This window comes from Mycobacterium sp. E2238 (assembly GCF_001672665.1).
In the GTDB taxonomy this organism is placed as follows: Bacteria; Actinomycetota; Actinomycetes; order Mycobacteriales; family Mycobacteriaceae; genus Mycobacterium.
The window spans coordinates 46,100-60,294 of record NZ_LZKF01000160.1; the positions used below are offsets into that span (position 1 = coordinate 46,100).

Here is a 14,195-nt window from a genome sequence, read left to right on the forward strand (position 1 = left end):
GACGGTGTCGCTGCCACCCGCCCGAGCGGCCCACTAGTGTTTCTCGGATGGCGAGTCTGAACTTGAGCCCGCCTGCGACGCGCTATCACGGTGATCAGGCCGTCGCACCCGGGATGCTGGATTTCGCCGTCAACGTCCGTCACGCGCAACCGCCCGAGTGGCTGGTGCGGCGGCTGGCCGCGCGGCTGCCGGATCTTGGGCGCTACCCCAGCGCCCAGGACGTGCGCGCGGCGCAGGAAAAGGTCGCGGAGCGGCACGGCAGGCAACACGACGAGGTGCTGCCGCTGGCCGGGGCCGCGGAGGGGTTCGCGCTGCTGAGCAACCTGCGTCCGGCGCGGGCGGCGGTCGTCGCGCCCGCCTTCACCGAGCCGGCGGACGCTCTGGGCGCGGCCGGGGTGCCCGTGCACCACGTGGTGCTCGAGCCGCCCTTCGGCCTGGACGCGGTGAGCGTTCCCGAGGACGCCGACCTGGTCGTGGTGGGCAATCCGACCAACCCGACCTCGGTGCTGCACACCCGCGAGCAGCTGCTCGCGTTGCGCCGGCCCGGCCGGATCCTGGTGGTCGACGAGGCGTTCGCCGATTCGATCCCGGGCGAACCCGAGTCGCTGGCCGCTGATTCGCTGCCCGATGTGCTGGTGCTGCGCAGCCTGACCAAGACGTGGGCGCTGGCGGGATTGCGGGTGGGCTACGCCCTGGGCTCCCCGGAAATGCTGGCCCGGTTGACCTCGCAGCGTGCCCACTGGCCGGTGGGGACGCTGCAACTGGCGGCCATCGCGGCGTGTTGCGGCCGGCAGGCCGTCGCCGAGGCGGCGGCCGGTGCCGCGCGCCTGGCGGAGTTGCGTGCCGAGATGGTGGCCGGCCTGACGTCGGTGGGCGCCGAGGTGGTCGACGGCCGGGCACCGTTCGTGCTGTTCCGCAGGCCTGACGCGGTGGAGCTTCGAAAGGCATTGCGGGACAAGGAGATAGCTATCCGTCGCTGTGATACTTTCGTCGGCTTGGACGAGAGTTACCTGCGGGCCACGGTGCGCCGGGAGTGGCCGCTGCTGGTCGCAGCCATCGCGGAGGTGCGCCGGTGAGCGTGCGGCTGGCCGACATCATCGACGTGCTGGACGAGGCCTACCCGCCGCGGCTCGCCGAATCCTGGGACTCGGTGGGCCTGGTGTGCGGCGACCCCGGCGACGCGATCGAGTCGGTGACCGTCGCGGTCGACGCGACGGCCGCCGTCGTCGACCAAGTTCCCGAGGGTGACCTGCTGCTGGCCCATCACCCCTTGCTGCTGCGCGGGGTCGACACCGTGGCGGCCAGCACGCCCAAGGGTGCGCTGGTGCACCGCCTGATCCGAACGGGGCGTTCGCTGTTCACCGCGCACACCAACGCCGACTCGGCGTCACCGGGCGTGTCCGATGCGCTGGCCCAGGCCCTCGGCCTCACCGTCGAAGCCGCCCTGGAGCCGCGAACGGCCGCGCCCGACCTGGACAAGTGGGTCATCTATGTCCCGCGCGACAACGCGGAAGCGGTGCGGGCGGCCGTGTTCGAGGCGGGCGCCGGGCACATCGGCGACTACTCGCACTGCAGCTGGAGCGTCAGCGGCATCGGGCAGTTCCTGCCCCACGAAGGCGCATCGCCCGCGGTGGGCAGCATCGGAGCCGTCGAGAAGGTGGCCGAGGACCGGTTCGAGGTTGTCGCGCCCGCCCGGATCCGGGCCGCCGTGCTGGCGGCCATGCGCGCCGCCCATCCCTACGAGGAGCCCGCGTTCGACGTCTTCGCGTTGCTGCCCCCGCCCGGCGGCGCCGGGCTGGGCCGCATCGGCGCCCTGCCCCGGCCCGAACCGCTGCGCGACTTCGTGGCCCGCGTCGAAGCCGCCCTGCCGCGCACGGCGTGGGGCGTCCGCGCGGCCGGCGATCCCGACCTGTCGGTATCCCGGGTCGCCGTTTGCGGCGGCGCCGGGGACTCGCTGCTCGCGGCGGCGGCCGGCGCGGATGTGCAGGCGTACGTCACGGCCGACCTGCGGCACCATCCCGCCGACGAACATCGCCGGGCCTCCGGCGTGGCGCTGATCGACGTGGCGCACTGGGCGAGCGAATTCCCCTGGTGCGACCAGGCCGCCGACCTGCTGCGGTCGCGTTTCGGTGCCGCGCTGCCGGTGCGGGTATGCACCATTCGCACCGACCCATGGACTATGGGGCAACTGGAGGGTGACCACTGATGAAGGCCGAAGTCGCTCAGCAGCGTTCGCTGCTCGAGCTGTCGAAGCTGGATGCCGAGCTGTCCCGCATCACGCACCGGGCCAGCCATCTGGCGGAGCAACAGGCCTGCGAGCGGCTGCAGGAGGAGCTCAGCGCCGCCGGCGACCGCGTGGGCGCCATTCGGATCGCGTTGGAGGACATCGACGTTCAGGTGTCGCGACTCGAGTCCGAAATCGAGGCGGTTCGCCAGCGCGAGGACCGCGACCGCTCGTTGCTGCAGTCCGGTGCCACCGACGCGAAGCAACTGTCGGATCTGCAGCACGAGCTGGAGACCCTGACGCGCCGCCAGGCCAGCCTGGAAGATTCGCTGCTCGATGTGCTGGAGCGCCGCGAGGAACTGCAGTCCCAGCTGGATGACGGCCAGGGCAAGGTCGAAGCGCTGGAGGCCGAACTCGCCGACGCCCAGCGGGCTCTCGACGCCGCGCTCGCCGAAATCAGCGAGACCCGGCAAGCGCATTCGTCACGGCGCGAAACGCTGAGCGCGGCGCTGGACCCGGCCCTGTCCGCCTTGTACGAACGCCAGCGCGCCGGGGGAGGCCCGGGCGCCGGACCGTTGCTCGGGCGGCGGTGTGGTGCCTGTCGCCTCGAGATCGACCGCGGCGAGATGTCGCGGATCTCCGCCGCCAACAACGACGACGTGGTGCGGTGCCCGGAGTGCGGCGCGATCCTGTTGCGGGTCAAGGGGATGGACCAGTGAAGGTGGTGATCGAGGCCGACGGCGGGTCGCGCGGCAATCCCGGCCCGGCCGGATACGGCGCCGTGGTCTGGACGGAGGACCGCGCGACGGTGCTGGCGGAAACCAAGCAGGCCATCGGCCGGGCCACCAACAACGTGGCCGAATACCGTGGCCTGTTGGCCGGTTTGGACGACGCCCTGCGGGTTGGCGCGACCGAGGCCGCGGTCTTCCTGGATTCCAAGCTGCTGGTGGAGCAGATGTCGGGGCGGTGGAAGGTCAAGCATCCCGACCTGGTCGAGCTGCACGGCCAGGCCCGAAAGCTGGCGGCGCGCTTCGATCGGATCAGCTACACGTGGATTCCGCGGGACCGCAACTCTTATGCCGATCGGCTGGCGAACGAGGCGATGGACGCCGCCGCCAGCGGCACGGGGGAAGATCCCGGACTGGCCGCGGCCGAACCCGCGAAAACCGCTGCGGCGCAGTCCTCGCCACCCCCGCATGCGCCCGGATGGACCGGGGCGCGCGGTACGCCCACCAGGCTGCTGCTGCTGCGACACGGCCAGACCGAGCTGTCGGCGCAGCGCCGCTATTCGGGCCGCGGCAACCCGGCCCTGACCGAAGTGGGCCGCCGGCAGGCCGACGCCGCGGCGCGTTATCTGGCGCAGCGCGGCGGAATCTCGGCGGTGTTCGCCTCGCCGCTGCAGCGGGCCTACGACACCGCGGCCAGGGCCGCCAAGGCGCTCGGCCTGGACGTGACCGTCGACGACGACTTGATCGAGACCGACTTCGGCGCCTGGGAGGGATTGACGTTCGCCGAGGCCGCCGAGCGCGACCCGGAACTGCACGGGCGCTGGCTGCGGGACACCGGCACCACCCCGCCGGGCGGTGAAAGCTTCGACGACGTGCTCGACCGGGTACTGCGGGCGCGCGAACGCATCATCGCCGCGCACCAGGGCACGACGGTGCTGGTGGTGTCCCACGTGACGCCGATCAAGATGCTGCTGCGGCTCGCGCTGGAGGCCGGGCCGGGCATCCTGTACCGGCTGCATCTCGACCTGGCATCGCTGAGCATTGCGGAGTTCTATTCTGACGGGGCGTCGTCCGTGCGTCTGGTGAACCAGACGGGCTACCTGTAGGCGCCAAGGAGAACTCATGCGGCCGTCCCAACCATCAGCAGATCCGATTCCTGCGGACGTTCGGGCGCTGGTGATGCCGGCCGTACTCGACGAGTTGACCCGATGGGGCGTCGAGCGGTTCAGCATCGAGGCGTTGGCCGAGCGGCATCACCTCGACCCCGCGATGGTGTACCGCTATTGGGCAGATCGGCGCCAACTCATGGTCGACGCGGTGCTTTCCGACGTCGAGACGGTGAGGTCGGGAACCGACACCGGCTCGTTGCGGGGAGACCTGGAGGCCTTGGCCCGCAATGTGACCAACCGGATCAACACTGAAGTCGGCTGCACACTGTTGCGTGCGCTGGTGATGGACCGCCGCGGGGGGCACGACGAAGTCACCCGCGTGCGGTTCTGGCGGGCACATTTCAATGCGATGCGTGCGGTCGTGGACCGGGCCAGGGAGCGGGGTGAATTGCGCGACGGCGTCAACACCCTGGCCGCGGTTCAGATCCTGTTGGCGCCGCTCAACATTCGGGCCCTGTACTCCGACGTTCCGGTCGACGACGATTATTGCGCCGCCATCGTTGACTTGGCCTGGCACGCGCTCGCCCGCCGGTGAGCCTGGTCGTACCATCCCCCTATGAGAAGGACATTCGTCGCGACCTTAGCCTTCGGTTTGATCGTCGCCTTGTTCGGCTTGATCTGGGCGCTTCAGGGATTCGGGGTGCTCGGTGGTAGCCCGATGAGCAACACCACCACCTGGTCGGTCATCGGTCCGATCACTGCGGTGATCGGCATCGTGATCGCCGTAGTCAGCTGGCGGAAACTCTCGTCGAAATAGGGCTTCACGTCCCCGTCACGGTGAAGTCCACCGTGTGCCAGCCGGTGGCGCCGTCGGGGACCGTAGCGGCTCTGTGCGAGGTCTGGGTTTCCCCGGTGTTGTCGGTGGCGCGCACGGTGATGGCGTGCTGCCCAGGGCTTTTCGCCTGCCAGGGAAAGCTCCACAGTCGCCACGTCTCGTTGGAGTAGCTCGCGCCCTGTTCGGCGGCCTGCCACGCGCCGTCGTCGATGCGGACTTCCACGGACCGCACGCCACGATTCTGCGCCCACGCGACACCGCCGAAAACGACGGGACCCACCGGCACCCGCTGACCGTTTTTCGGCACGTCGATCCGCGACTCGGTCTTGACGGGTGCGCGCGGTGCCCAGCCCTGCCGCGTCCAGTACGCCTGCGCCTTGTCGAAGCGGGTCAGCTCCACGTCGACGACCCACTTGGTGGCCGACACATACCCATAGAGCCCCGGGACGACCAGGCGGGCCGGATAGCCATGCTCGATCGGCAGTGGCTCACCGTTGAGGGCGACCGCCAATAGCGCGTCGCGGCCATCGGTGAGCGCATCCACCGGCGTGCCGGCAGTGAACCCGTCGATCGACGTCGACAGCACCATGTCGGCCTCCGGACGCACGCCGGCCGCCGCCAACAGGTCGGCCACTCGATAGCCCGTCCACACCCCAGTCGAAATGAGGTTGCCCCCAACGGGATTGGAAACGCAGGTGAGCGTCGCCACCTTTTCGATCACGTCGAAGCCGGCGAGGTCGGCGAAACTGTAAGTGGCTTCGCGATTCACCATGCCGTGAATGCGCAGCCGCCAGTCGGAGTGGCTGAGTTGGGGAACGGTGAGCGCGGTGTCCACCCGGTAGAAGTCGGCGCTGGGGGTCACGAAGCTCGGCAGCGCAACGCCTTTCGGCTGCACATCGGCGGGCACCGGGGGTGCCGGCGTGCGCGGCTTGGGGAACGTGAAGCCGGTGCGGTCCGCGGCCACCGAATGCGCCAACCGTGTGATGACCGCGCCCGCCACGCCACTCACGACTCCGAATCCGAGCACGCCGAGCAGGACCAACCTGCGTCTGTCGGCATCCGGCTCGTCGTGGTTGCCAGCGTCTTCGGGATCCTGCCGAAAACGACGGGTGAGCAGGCGCAGGGCCGCCACGCCGCACGCCGCGCCCGCGATGGTCGGGATCGCGTCGAGCGCCGTCGCTCCCGGTCGCGACAACACCGCGACGCATCCGAGCGCGCCCGCCGCGGCGATCACGGCGCTCCCGAGTGGGCGGCGCCGGGTCTCCAGCGTCCCGGCAATGGCGGCGATCGCCGCGATCACCACCAGCACGGCCACGGCCAGGAAGAGTTTGTCCAAAGAGCCCAGGGTCTGAATCGTCCACTCTTTGACCGGGCCGGGTGTCAGGTCGACGACCGCCGCGCCGATGGCGGCACGTGCGTCGGCCCGCGCACCGAACGGGATGCCCACCAGCTGGGCCATCCCGAGCGCGACGGATGCGGCGGCGACCCCGGCGATCATCCGCTCATTCGACGGCGGGGCGGCCACCGGAGTTACGTTCTGCCTCAACGGGATAGGGAGATTGCGCCTTCGGGACAGTTTTGCTCCGCGGTGACGGCCTGCGCCTCGAGTTCGCCGGACACCTCGGCGACGAGCACGACGGAGTGGCCGACCTCGTCGGCGTCGAAGACGTCGGGCGCCAGGGTGTAGCAGCGCCCGTGCCCGGTGCAACGGTCGGCGTCGACGACTATCCGGGTCATGGCGCCGGAAACACCAGCGGCAGCGACTCCACCGAACGCAGCGCGGCGGTGTAGGTCAGCTGGGTGCCGGGCTTGATCTCGTAATCCGGTATGCGCCGGTGGAATTCGCGTAACGCCACCCGCAGCTCCATGCGGGCGAGGTGAGAGCCGAGGCAGCGGTGCGGGCCGCCGCCGAATGCGCGGTGCCGGTTCGGGTTGCGGGTGAAATCGACCAGTTCCGGGTCGGCGAACTCGGCCGGGTCGGTGTTGGCGGCCCCCAGCAGAGGGCTGACCCGTTCGCCCTTGCTGATGGGACACCCGCCCACCTCGACGTCTTGAATGGCGACGCGGGCGACACCGGGCACCGGTGTCTCCCAGCGCAGTAACTCCTCGACGGCGCCCGGCAGCACGTCGGGCTGCTCGACCAGCTGGCGACGGTGGTCGGGGTGGCGGGCGAGGTACACGAAGAAGCAGTCGAGCGAGTCGGTCACCGTGTCCAGGCCGGCGATCAGGAACAGGAAGCAGATGTCCAGGAGCTCTTCGCGCGACAGCGGCTGCCCGGCGATCTCGGCGGCGATCATCGCCGACAGCACGTCGTCGCGGGGGCTGGCGATGTGGTCGTCGATGGCGCGGTCGAAGTAGTCGTAGATCTGTTGCGCCACCGCTGCGGAGCTTTCGTGGCGGCGGTCGAAGCCGGAATCCCCCTCCGGGCGGATCACGCCGTCCTTCCATTCCAGGAACTTGTCGAGGTCCTCCAGCGGCAGCCCGAGCACCTGCAGGAAGACGGTGCACGGCAGGGGCACCGCGAACTCGGCGTGGAAGTCGCATTCGCCCCGATCGGCGAAGCGGTCGATCATCTCGTTCACCAGTTCGGTGACGCGGGGTTCCCGGCGGGCCATCTCCCGCGGGGTGAACAGCGGGTCGAGGACGCGGCGGTACTTCGCGTGTTCGGGCGGGTCGATCTGCAGGGGGATCAGCGGCCGCACATTGCCCAGGTCGACGGCGTCCATGTTCGACGAGAACACCTCGGTGCGTTTGAGCGCCATCTCGATGTCGGCCAGGCGGCTGAGGACCACGGCCTGCGGCGACCGGAACACCGGGCTGGTTTCGCGCAGCGCCTTGTACATCGGCTGCGGCTCCGCGAGACCGGTCACGGTCTGGTCGACGAACCCTTCGGTTTCTGTCATCTGGTCAGACTGGCACCAACATCCCCGCTGGGCAATGGTCAATGCTAAGCGGTCGCACAATCGGTGCGCGGGCGTCAACTGTGCAGGTGAAGCCGCTCGCCGTGCGCCCCGAAGATCATGATGGCCTCCACCGGCCCGTCGACCACCCCGAACCAGTGCGGTGTCCAGGTCGAGAACTCGACCGCTTCGCCCGGAGCAATGGTGAAGTCGCGGTCGCCCAGCACCAACCGCAGTCGACCGGACAGGACGTACATCCACTCCTGCCCCTCGTGCACCGGCAGTTCCGCGGGCGGGGTGCGGCGCCGGGTGCTGACGCGGACCTTGAAGGCGTGCAGGCCGCCGGCGGGACCCTGGCGCGTCAGCGGCCAGTAGGTGACCCCGTGGTGGGTGTGCGCCGCCCCGCGCACCCGCGGGTCGTGGGCTTCAGAGGTCGCCAACAACTCGTCGGTGCTCACCGACAGGGCCCGCGCGAGGCGTGGCAGGTGGTCGAGCGCGAGCCGGCGTTTGCCCGACTCGAGGCGGCTGAGCGTCGAGATGTCGATCCCGGCGCGCACACCCACCTCCTGCAACGTCATGCCCCGCTGGATGCGAAGTTCCCGCAGCCGCCGGCGCACCTGAAGGTCGATATCGGGAGCAGATTTTGCCTGCATGGCAAATAACCTTGGCAAATTGGGCGGCGCTGGGCAATCTCGCGGCATGGAAACTTCTTGCAAACCCGATGACGCCCGGCGGTTCTGGGAAGAGCGCTACCGCTCGACGGGGCGGGTGTGGACCGGACGGGTCAATCCCCGCCTTGCCGAAGCGGTCGCCGACGTGCCGGCCGGCCGTGCCCTCGACCTCGGCTGCGGGGAGGGCGCCGACGCGCTATGGCTGGCCGAACGCGGTTGGCGCGTGGTGGCCGTCGACGTCTCGGCCACCGCGCTGCAACGCGCGAGGGAGGCGGCCTCGGAGCGGAATCTGCTCGTGCAGATCGACTTTCAGCAACACGACCTCAACGAGAGCTTTCCCGACGGCATGTTCGACCTGGTATCGGCGCAGTATCTGCACTCGCCGGCCCGGTTGGACCGTGAGGCGGTGCTGCGACGCGCGGCCGAGCACGTGAACGTCGGGGGCGTGCTGTTGATCGTCGACCATGGAGCGCCCCCGCCGTGGGCAGAGCACGATGATCACCGCCTTCCGGGTATCGACGAGGTGCTCGCCTCGTTGCGGCTGGACAGCGACCGCTGGGCCCGGGTCCGGGCTGAGGCGGCCGAACGCGAGGCGACCGGCCCGAAAGGGCAAGTCGGGACCGTGACCGACCATGTGATGGTGTGGCGACGGGCCGGGGACGCTCAGGCCGCGTCGTGAAAGATCAGCCCCATGGCGTAACGCTCACCGGAGCGCACCACCGAGACCCCGTGCCGCACCGGGGCAGCGGACCAGCCGCGACTCGAGGGCACCGGCCGCTCCCGCGTGGTGAACACGAATCCATGGCCCTGCGGCAATTGCGTTGCGGTGCCGCGGGACTGCGCGCGCGGCCGCTGTTCGACGAGCAGGAATTCGCCGCCGGTGTAATCGGTGTCGGGTTCGCTCAAGTTGATCACCACCTGTAGCGGAAAAACCAAGTCCCCGTAAAGGTCTCGGTGCAAGGCGTTCCAATCGCCCGGGCCGTACTTGAGCATCAGCGCGGTGGACCGGGTCTGGCCGGCCGCGTGGCAGGTGGCCAGCCAATCGTCGAGGGTGTCCGGCCAGGGCGCGTGGCGGCCCAGCTTTGCCCACCAGTCGCGGGCGATCGGCAACAGGCGGGGGTACAGCGCCTGTTTGAGGTCCTCGATCGGGTCGGGATACGGCGCGTGAAAGTAGCGGTATTGCCCGGCGCCGTACCGCTTGGGTGCCATGTCGATGGTCGAGCGGAACAGGCTGTCGTCGGCGTAGAGTCTGCGCAGCCGGGCCGCCTCGGCGCCGGTGAGGAGCCGTGGCAGCAGCGCCCCGCCGTACTCGTCGACCGCGGCGGCGACGCCGTCCCAGTCGGCGGAGTCGACTCGCTTGTTCCACCGGTCCACTCCGTCCACGATAGAGGCGTCCCGGCGCCGGCCGGCGATAGTTGCTGGCACCGGCATCGCGCAGGTAGTACCGTGGATCGTCGCGGACGAGTTGGCCGGGCGGCCGCGGACCGTCGCAAGGCGGTTCGAGGAAAGTCCGGACTTCACAGAGCAGGGTGATTGCTAACGGCAATCCGAGGTGACTCGCGGGACAGTGCCACAGAAAACAGACCGCCACCCTCGCGGTGGTAAGGGTGAAACGGTGCGGTAAGAGCGCACCAGCATCCCGGGTGACCGGGGTGGCTAGGCAAACCCCACCCGAAGCAAGGCCAAGAAGGCCGCACCGAAAGGTGTGGCCGCGCAGGCGTCCGAGGGTTGCTCGCCCGAGCCTGCGGGTAGGCCGCTCGAGGCACCCGGTGACGGTGTGTCCAGATGGATGGTCGCCACTGCGCATCTCCGGCTTCCGGAGGTGTGCGGCACAGAATCCGGCTTACAGGCCAACTCGTCCGCGCTAACATCCTGAGCTGCACGTTCAGGGGTTAGCTCTTCTACAGTCCTATCTGATTACCCGTACCGGTATTGTTTTCCAGCCGACGACATTCGCCATCTGAACCCGTTCGCACCGTTCGAAGTCGACTTCGTATCGGGGCATGAAGTCGAGTAGCTTCTCCAACGCGATGGCGCTTTCCATGCGAGCCAAGGCGGCACCGAGGCAACTGTGGATGCCGTATCCGAGGCCGAGATTCTGGGCCTCGGTGCGGTCTCGGTCGATGTCGAACGTGTCGGCGTCAGTCCACGCCAGGTGGTCACGATTGGCAGACCCATTGATCAGGAACACAGGGGCGCCCTCGGGGATCGTTTGTCCGTGCAGCTGGACGTCTCTCGTGGCGACGCGGACGTTGTATTGGGAAGGTGCCTCGTACCGCAGTAATTCTTCGACCGCAGCGGGAATCCGGCTCCGATCATCGAGCAACTTCTGCCATTGGTGTGGGTGCCGGGCGAAGAGGTAGATCGCGCTGCCGACGAGCTTGGTCACGGTTTCGGCTCCCGCTCCGCCGAGCATCGTTGCGAATGCGGCGATTTCGATGTCATCGAGTCGAGTCTTCTTTCCGTCGTGACGGACCAACTCGGCTCCGAGCAATTTGGTGAGCAGATCATCTCTGGGTTGGGCGCGGCGCTGTTCGATTAGCCCGTAGTAGTACATCGCAGTATCGATGGAGGCTTGGGTGCCCTCCTCGGTCAGTTCGAGTTGTCCGATCTCGCGCGTTAAGGACAAGTCGACCCAGTGCCGCACCTTTTGTGCGTCGTCCTCAGGTGCGCCGAGCATGCTGGTGATGACTTCCACTGGAAACGGTGCGGCGAAGTCCTGGACGGCGTCGAATCCGTCGGGGTCGACTCGGTTGAGGTACTTGTCGATCTTCTCGGTCGCCATTGCCTTTTGGGCTTGGATTGCTCTGGGCGTGAAGACTTTGTTGAGCAAGCTTCGCATGTCTCGATGGCTGGGAGGGTCCATCATGATGATCATGCGTGGGCCGGTGTCGACGGGTAGTCCATTGCGGATCGAGGCGAGGTCGGTTCCACGGGCCGACGAGTATGTCGCAGCGTCTTTATACGCGGGCGCGACGTCGGCATGGCGGGTCAGTGCGTAGAAGTCGAGGTCGGCGTTGTAGTAGACCGGTTGCTCATCGCGCATGCGTCGGTAGGTCTGGTAGGCCCCGTTGAAGAAGTCCTCCGAGAACGGATCGAAGACGATTTCTGCGGTCGTCATGGCACCCTCCAGTACCTCGGATACATCACATCGCAGTGCGATTGTCGCGGCCCATAGCTGCCGGGGTGCGGTCGAAGGCGCGTGCCATGGCCTGCACTGTGTACGACGCTGCGAGGCGACCGTCGACGGTGAAGACCTTGCCGTTGCCTTGGATCAGTCCACGTCCCGACCAGAACGCGTCATTGCTGTACAGCAGCCAGTTGCTGACATCGACGTCGTCGTGAAAGGCGATGGTGCTCATCATGACTGCGGTCGAGATGGTGTCGTGTGCTTGGGCTTCACCGAAGCCCCGATGCGGTGCCATGCCTGCCGCAATGGTCCAATGTGTGGTCGATTGGGCAAGAAGCGCAGCGTGCAAATACGACTCGTCAGGCGCATCCCGGAAGCGGACCCACACATCGATGTGGGGCGGTCCGATGCGGTCGGGGTCGGAATCGTAGGCTCCGTTGACGACTCGGATCTCGCGTCCGGTGACTCCGAATCCCGGAAAGCTTTCCGCCGCCTCGTGTCCTGGCACGTCGGGCATGGGTGGCTGGTCGCGAATCAGGTCGGGTGCGCCGGAATCGGCGAGCACTAGCGCCGCGCAGCACAGCCCACCGTGTTGAGTGGCGTGGACTTGCGTCGTAGAGAAGGTCTTGCCGTGCCGCAGCACCTCGACGGTTAGATCGACCGGGCCATCGAAGGCTGCTGATTTTGTGAAAATGGTCGATACAGAGGTAACTCGTTGGCCCGGAAGCGACTTGGATACCGCGACGACGGACTCTGCGACGAGTTGGCCACCCTCCACGACGTTGCGCCAGGTAGGTCCGTGCGCGGGGCCGACGAACCGGCCCTCACCGGCGGGCTCGACATCAATGATCCGCACCAGCTCGGCAGCGTCGCCCCACAGCGGGAAGGAGGCTGGAACGCTCCTGCCGTCAGGCCACCGCTCGACGATTTCGATGCGACAGGGCGTGTCGTAGAACGACACGTAGTCCGCGATCCCTGCGACCTCGGGAAGCGGAGTGCGGTAGGTCCACGCGACGCTGTCCGCGTGGTCGTGGGCACCTGCGAGGTCCCAATATGCAGCGCGACCCTTGAACGGGCATTCCGTTGTCCGATCCGAGGGCGTCAACAGGTCCCAACGGACGTCGGACTTCGGGAAATACAGTCGGTCAACATGATCGGTCTCGGTCACCACCAGACAGCCGTCACTTTCGGCGATGAGCACGTCACCGTGCCAGACCTGACCGGTGTGCTGAGAGGGCGTGATGTCAATCCGATAGTCCGGGTGGTCGGGCCACGCCGAGTCGACCTGATCGCTCGCGGCATGCCGGTCGGTGGGTGTCACGATTTATCTCTGACGAGTGCGGGCATGGTTTCCCAGCCTCGGACGGTCGAGGTGGTCGACATCCGTGCGGCCGAGAGGTCGACGTCCCACTCGGGAAACCGTTTAAGGATCTCTTCGAGTGCGATGCGCCCTTCCAGACGCGCCAGGGCCGCACCGATGCAGAAATGCGTACCGACAGCGAAGGCGATGTGTGACCGGTTTTGGCGGTGTATGTTGAAACTCTCTGCGTCGGAACCGAATTGGCGGTCGTCTCTGTTAGCCGAACCGATGAGGAGCGTCATCACGCTGCCGCTAGGCACCTGCTGGCCGTAGTATTCGACCTCGCGTGTGACGTAGCGCGATACGAAGGGAGCGGGCCCTTCGAAACGCAATAACTCCTCGACCGCCTGAGGGATCAGACCTGGATCGGCGACAAGCTCGCTTCGTTGGTCAGGGTGCTCGGCGAGCACCTTTGCCGCCCATCCGATAAGCCGTGCTGTCGTCTCATTGCCCGCCAGGGCGACCATGTTGACGTACATGAGCAGCTCGGCGCGCTCCAAGTGGCGAGTGACGCCATGCTCGTCTTCGAACTGCACATTGAGCAGTTCGGTGACGATGTCATCGGAAGGATTGTCGGCTCGCCAGTCGATGTAGTCCGCCCAGAGTTGACCGTCATCGAATCCGGTCGACGCGCTTTCCATGGGCCGACCCGCCTCCGTCGTCAGAATCGCGTTCGCGTGGTCGCGGGACCTCAGTTGATCCTCATCGGGGAAGCCCAACAGCATGCCGATTACCCGCATGGGCAGTTCCGCGCCGAAGTCCGTGACAAAGTCGAACCCGCCCGCACCGACGAGCGGGTCGAGGCTGCGCACGCAGAACTCTCGAATCTGAGGCTCCAATGCGCTGATCTTGCGCGGGGTGAACATCCGCGACAACAGCCTTCGGTGAATGTCGTGTCGGGGCGGGTCCTCCGCGACGATAAGCCCGGACGGAATCTCCATATCCGCCTTGATGAACTCCAAGATGTCGCCGCGTGCGGAACTGAACGTCTTGTTGTCGAAAAGTGCCTTCTCGACATCTGTGTAGCGGCTCAGCGCGAAGAAGTCGTGCTGCTCGTTGTAGTAGAGCGGCACCTCGTCTCGTAACCGCCGGTACACAGGGTAGGGATCGGCGACAAGGTCGACGTCGTAAGGATCGAAACGAAGCTCACCAATCGTGTTGCGGGACATTTTGTCGCTCCTCTACCTCGCCGACGTGCGGTTATTTGCCGCTGGCCGGGTTGTGAAGTACTTTTAAGC

At 67.4% G+C, this 14,195-nt stretch carries 15 protein-coding genes and 1 other RNA gene; 8 read left to right on the forward strand and 8 right to left on the reverse strand.

Going from position 1 to position 14,195, the window contains the following annotated elements:
* Positions 1-47: 47 nt before the first annotated feature.
* The 6 genes from cobC to A5711_RS14040 are packed head-to-tail and all read left to right on the forward strand — an operon-like array spanning position 48 to position 4,878.
* Positions 48-1,076 carry an Rv2231c family pyridoxal phosphate-dependent protein CobC gene (gene cobC / locus A5711_RS14015; protein ID WP_067947413.1) on the forward strand — a complete coding sequence of 343 codons (1,029 nt, stop codon included), beginning with the start codon at positions 48-50 and terminating at the stop codon, positions 1,074-1,076.
* Positions 1,073-2,206, forward strand: coding sequence for a Nif3-like dinuclear metal center hexameric protein (locus A5711_RS14020; protein ID WP_067947415.1), 1,134 nt, complete (start codon positions 1,073-1,075; stop codon positions 2,204-2,206). The genes cobC and A5711_RS14020 overlap by 4 nt, the downstream gene beginning before the upstream one ends.
* Entirely contained in the window at positions 2,206-2,943 is a 738-nt protein-coding gene (locus tag A5711_RS14025) for a zinc ribbon domain-containing protein (protein ID WP_067947417.1), read from the forward strand. Before A5711_RS14020 ends, A5711_RS14025 begins: the two co-directional genes overlap by 1 nt.
* Positions 2,940-4,058, forward strand: coding sequence for a bifunctional RNase H/acid phosphatase (locus tag A5711_RS14030; protein ID WP_067947419.1), 1,119 nt, complete (start codon positions 2,940-2,942; stop codon positions 4,056-4,058). Before A5711_RS14025 ends, A5711_RS14030 begins: the two co-directional genes overlap by 4 nt.
* 16 nt (positions 4,059-4,074) lie before the next feature.
* Positions 4,075-4,656, forward strand: a complete 582-nt coding sequence (locus tag A5711_RS14035; RefSeq protein WP_067947421.1) for a TetR-like C-terminal domain-containing protein — start codon at positions 4,075-4,077, stop codon at positions 4,654-4,656.
* A 21-nt stretch (positions 4,657-4,677) separates the two neighbouring features.
* On the forward strand, positions 4,678-4,878 hold the full coding sequence (locus tag A5711_RS14040; protein ID WP_067200991.1) for a hypothetical protein: 201 nt from the start codon (positions 4,678-4,680) through the stop codon (positions 4,876-4,878).
* Between the two features lie 4 nt (positions 4,879-4,882).
* Here the strand turns inward: A5711_RS14040 and A5711_RS14045 are convergent, their stop codons facing one another.
* The 4 genes from A5711_RS14045 to A5711_RS14060 all read right to left on the reverse strand — a co-directional run bounded on the left by A5711_RS14045 (position 4,883) and on the right by A5711_RS14060 (position 8,449).
* Entirely contained in the window at positions 4,883-6,394 is a 1,512-nt protein-coding gene (locus tag A5711_RS14045; RefSeq protein ID WP_067947423.1) for a molybdopterin-dependent oxidoreductase, read from the reverse strand.
* 44 nt (positions 6,395-6,438) lie between these two features.
* Positions 6,439-6,633 (reverse strand): ferredoxin, encoded by a 195-nt coding sequence (locus tag A5711_RS14050; protein WP_067947425.1) that lies wholly within the window; start codon positions 6,631-6,633, stop codon positions 6,439-6,441.
* A complete protein-coding gene (locus A5711_RS14055) occupies positions 6,630-7,799 on the reverse strand; it encodes a cytochrome P450 (RefSeq protein WP_067947427.1) in 1,170 nt (389 codons plus the stop codon). The genes A5711_RS14050 and A5711_RS14055 overlap by 4 nt, the downstream gene beginning before the upstream one ends.
* Before the next feature lie 74 nt (positions 7,800-7,873).
* Positions 7,874-8,449 (reverse strand): helix-turn-helix domain-containing protein, encoded by a 576-nt coding sequence (locus tag A5711_RS14060; protein ID WP_067947429.1) that lies wholly within the window; start codon positions 8,447-8,449, stop codon positions 7,874-7,876.
* A 46-nt stretch (positions 8,450-8,495) separates the two neighbouring features.
* Here A5711_RS14060 and A5711_RS14065 point away from each other — a divergent pair, with 46 nt between their 5' ends.
* Complete coding sequence (locus A5711_RS14065; RefSeq protein WP_067947432.1) at positions 8,496-9,146, forward strand: bifunctional 2-polyprenyl-6-hydroxyphenol methylase/3-demethylubiquinol 3-O-methyltransferase UbiG; 651 nt, start codon at positions 8,496-8,498, stop codon at positions 9,144-9,146.
* Here A5711_RS14065 and A5711_RS14070 read toward each other — a convergent pair.
* Entirely contained in the window at positions 9,131-9,841 is a 711-nt protein-coding gene (locus A5711_RS14070; RefSeq protein ID WP_067947434.1) for a 2OG-Fe(II) oxygenase, read from the reverse strand. The genes A5711_RS14065 and A5711_RS14070 overlap by 16 nt on opposite strands.
* A gap of 87 nt (positions 9,842-9,928) precedes the next feature.
* On the opposite strand from A5711_RS14070, the gene rnpB reads away from it, so the two are divergent.
* An RNA gene (gene rnpB / locus A5711_RS14075) (RNase P RNA component class A) lies at positions 9,929-10,329 on the forward strand.
* 47 nt (positions 10,330-10,376) lie between these two features.
* Here the strand turns inward: rnpB and A5711_RS14080 are convergent.
* Genes A5711_RS14080 through A5711_RS14090 form a run of 3 tightly spaced genes read right to left on the reverse strand, consistent with a single transcriptional unit; the run spans position 10,377 to position 14,126 of the window.
* Complete coding sequence (locus A5711_RS14080; protein WP_067947436.1) at positions 10,377-11,588, reverse strand: cytochrome P450; 1,212 nt, start codon at positions 11,586-11,588, stop codon at positions 10,377-10,379.
* A gap of 25 nt (positions 11,589-11,613) precedes the next feature.
* Positions 11,614-12,918 carry a DUF427 domain-containing protein gene (locus A5711_RS14085; protein ID WP_067947438.1) on the reverse strand — a complete coding sequence of 435 codons (1,305 nt, stop codon included), beginning with the start codon at positions 12,916-12,918 and terminating at the stop codon, positions 11,614-11,616.
* Positions 12,915-14,126 carry a cytochrome P450 gene (locus tag A5711_RS14090; RefSeq protein ID WP_067947440.1) on the reverse strand — a complete coding sequence of 404 codons (1,212 nt, stop codon included), beginning with the start codon at positions 14,124-14,126 and terminating at the stop codon, positions 12,915-12,917. The genes A5711_RS14085 and A5711_RS14090 overlap by 4 nt, the downstream gene beginning before the upstream one ends.
* Between the last annotated feature and the right edge of the window lie 69 nt (positions 14,127-14,195).

Coding starts and splice junctions, on each gene's coding strand:
- A5711_RS14035 (WP_067947421.1), top strand. CDS start 4,075: ATGCGGCCGTCCCAACCATCAGCAGATCCGATTCCTGCGGACGTTCGG.
- A5711_RS14090 (WP_067947440.1), bottom strand. CDS start 14,126: ATGTCCCGCAACACGATTGGTGAGCTTCGTTTCGATCCTTACGACGTC.
- A5711_RS14065 (WP_067947432.1), top strand. CDS start 8,496: ATGGAAACTTCTTGCAAACCCGATGACGCCCGGCGGTTCTGGGAAGAG.
- A5711_RS14025 (WP_067947417.1), top strand. CDS start 2,206: ATGAAGGCCGAAGTCGCTCAGCAGCGTTCGCTGCTCGAGCTGTCGAAG.
- A5711_RS14050 (WP_067947425.1), bottom strand. CDS start 6,633: ATGACCCGGATAGTCGTCGACGCCGACCGTTGCACCGGGCACGGGCGC.
- cobC (WP_067947413.1), top strand. CDS start 48: ATGGCGAGTCTGAACTTGAGCCCGCCTGCGACGCGCTATCACGGTGAT.
- A5711_RS14045 (WP_067947423.1), bottom strand. CDS start 6,394: ATGATCGCCGGGGTCGCCGCCGCATCCGTCGCGCTCGGGATGGCCCAG.
- A5711_RS14055 (WP_067947427.1), bottom strand. CDS start 7,799: ATGACAGAAACCGAAGGGTTCGTCGACCAGACCGTGACCGGTCTCGCG.
- A5711_RS14060 (WP_067947429.1), bottom strand. CDS start 8,449: ATGCAGGCAAAATCTGCTCCCGATATCGACCTTCAGGTGCGCCGGCGG.
- A5711_RS14040 (WP_067200991.1), top strand. CDS start 4,678: ATGAGAAGGACATTCGTCGCGACCTTAGCCTTCGGTTTGATCGTCGCC.
- A5711_RS14080 (WP_067947436.1), bottom strand. CDS start 11,588: ATGACGACCGCAGAAATCGTCTTCGATCCGTTCTCGGAGGACTTCTTC.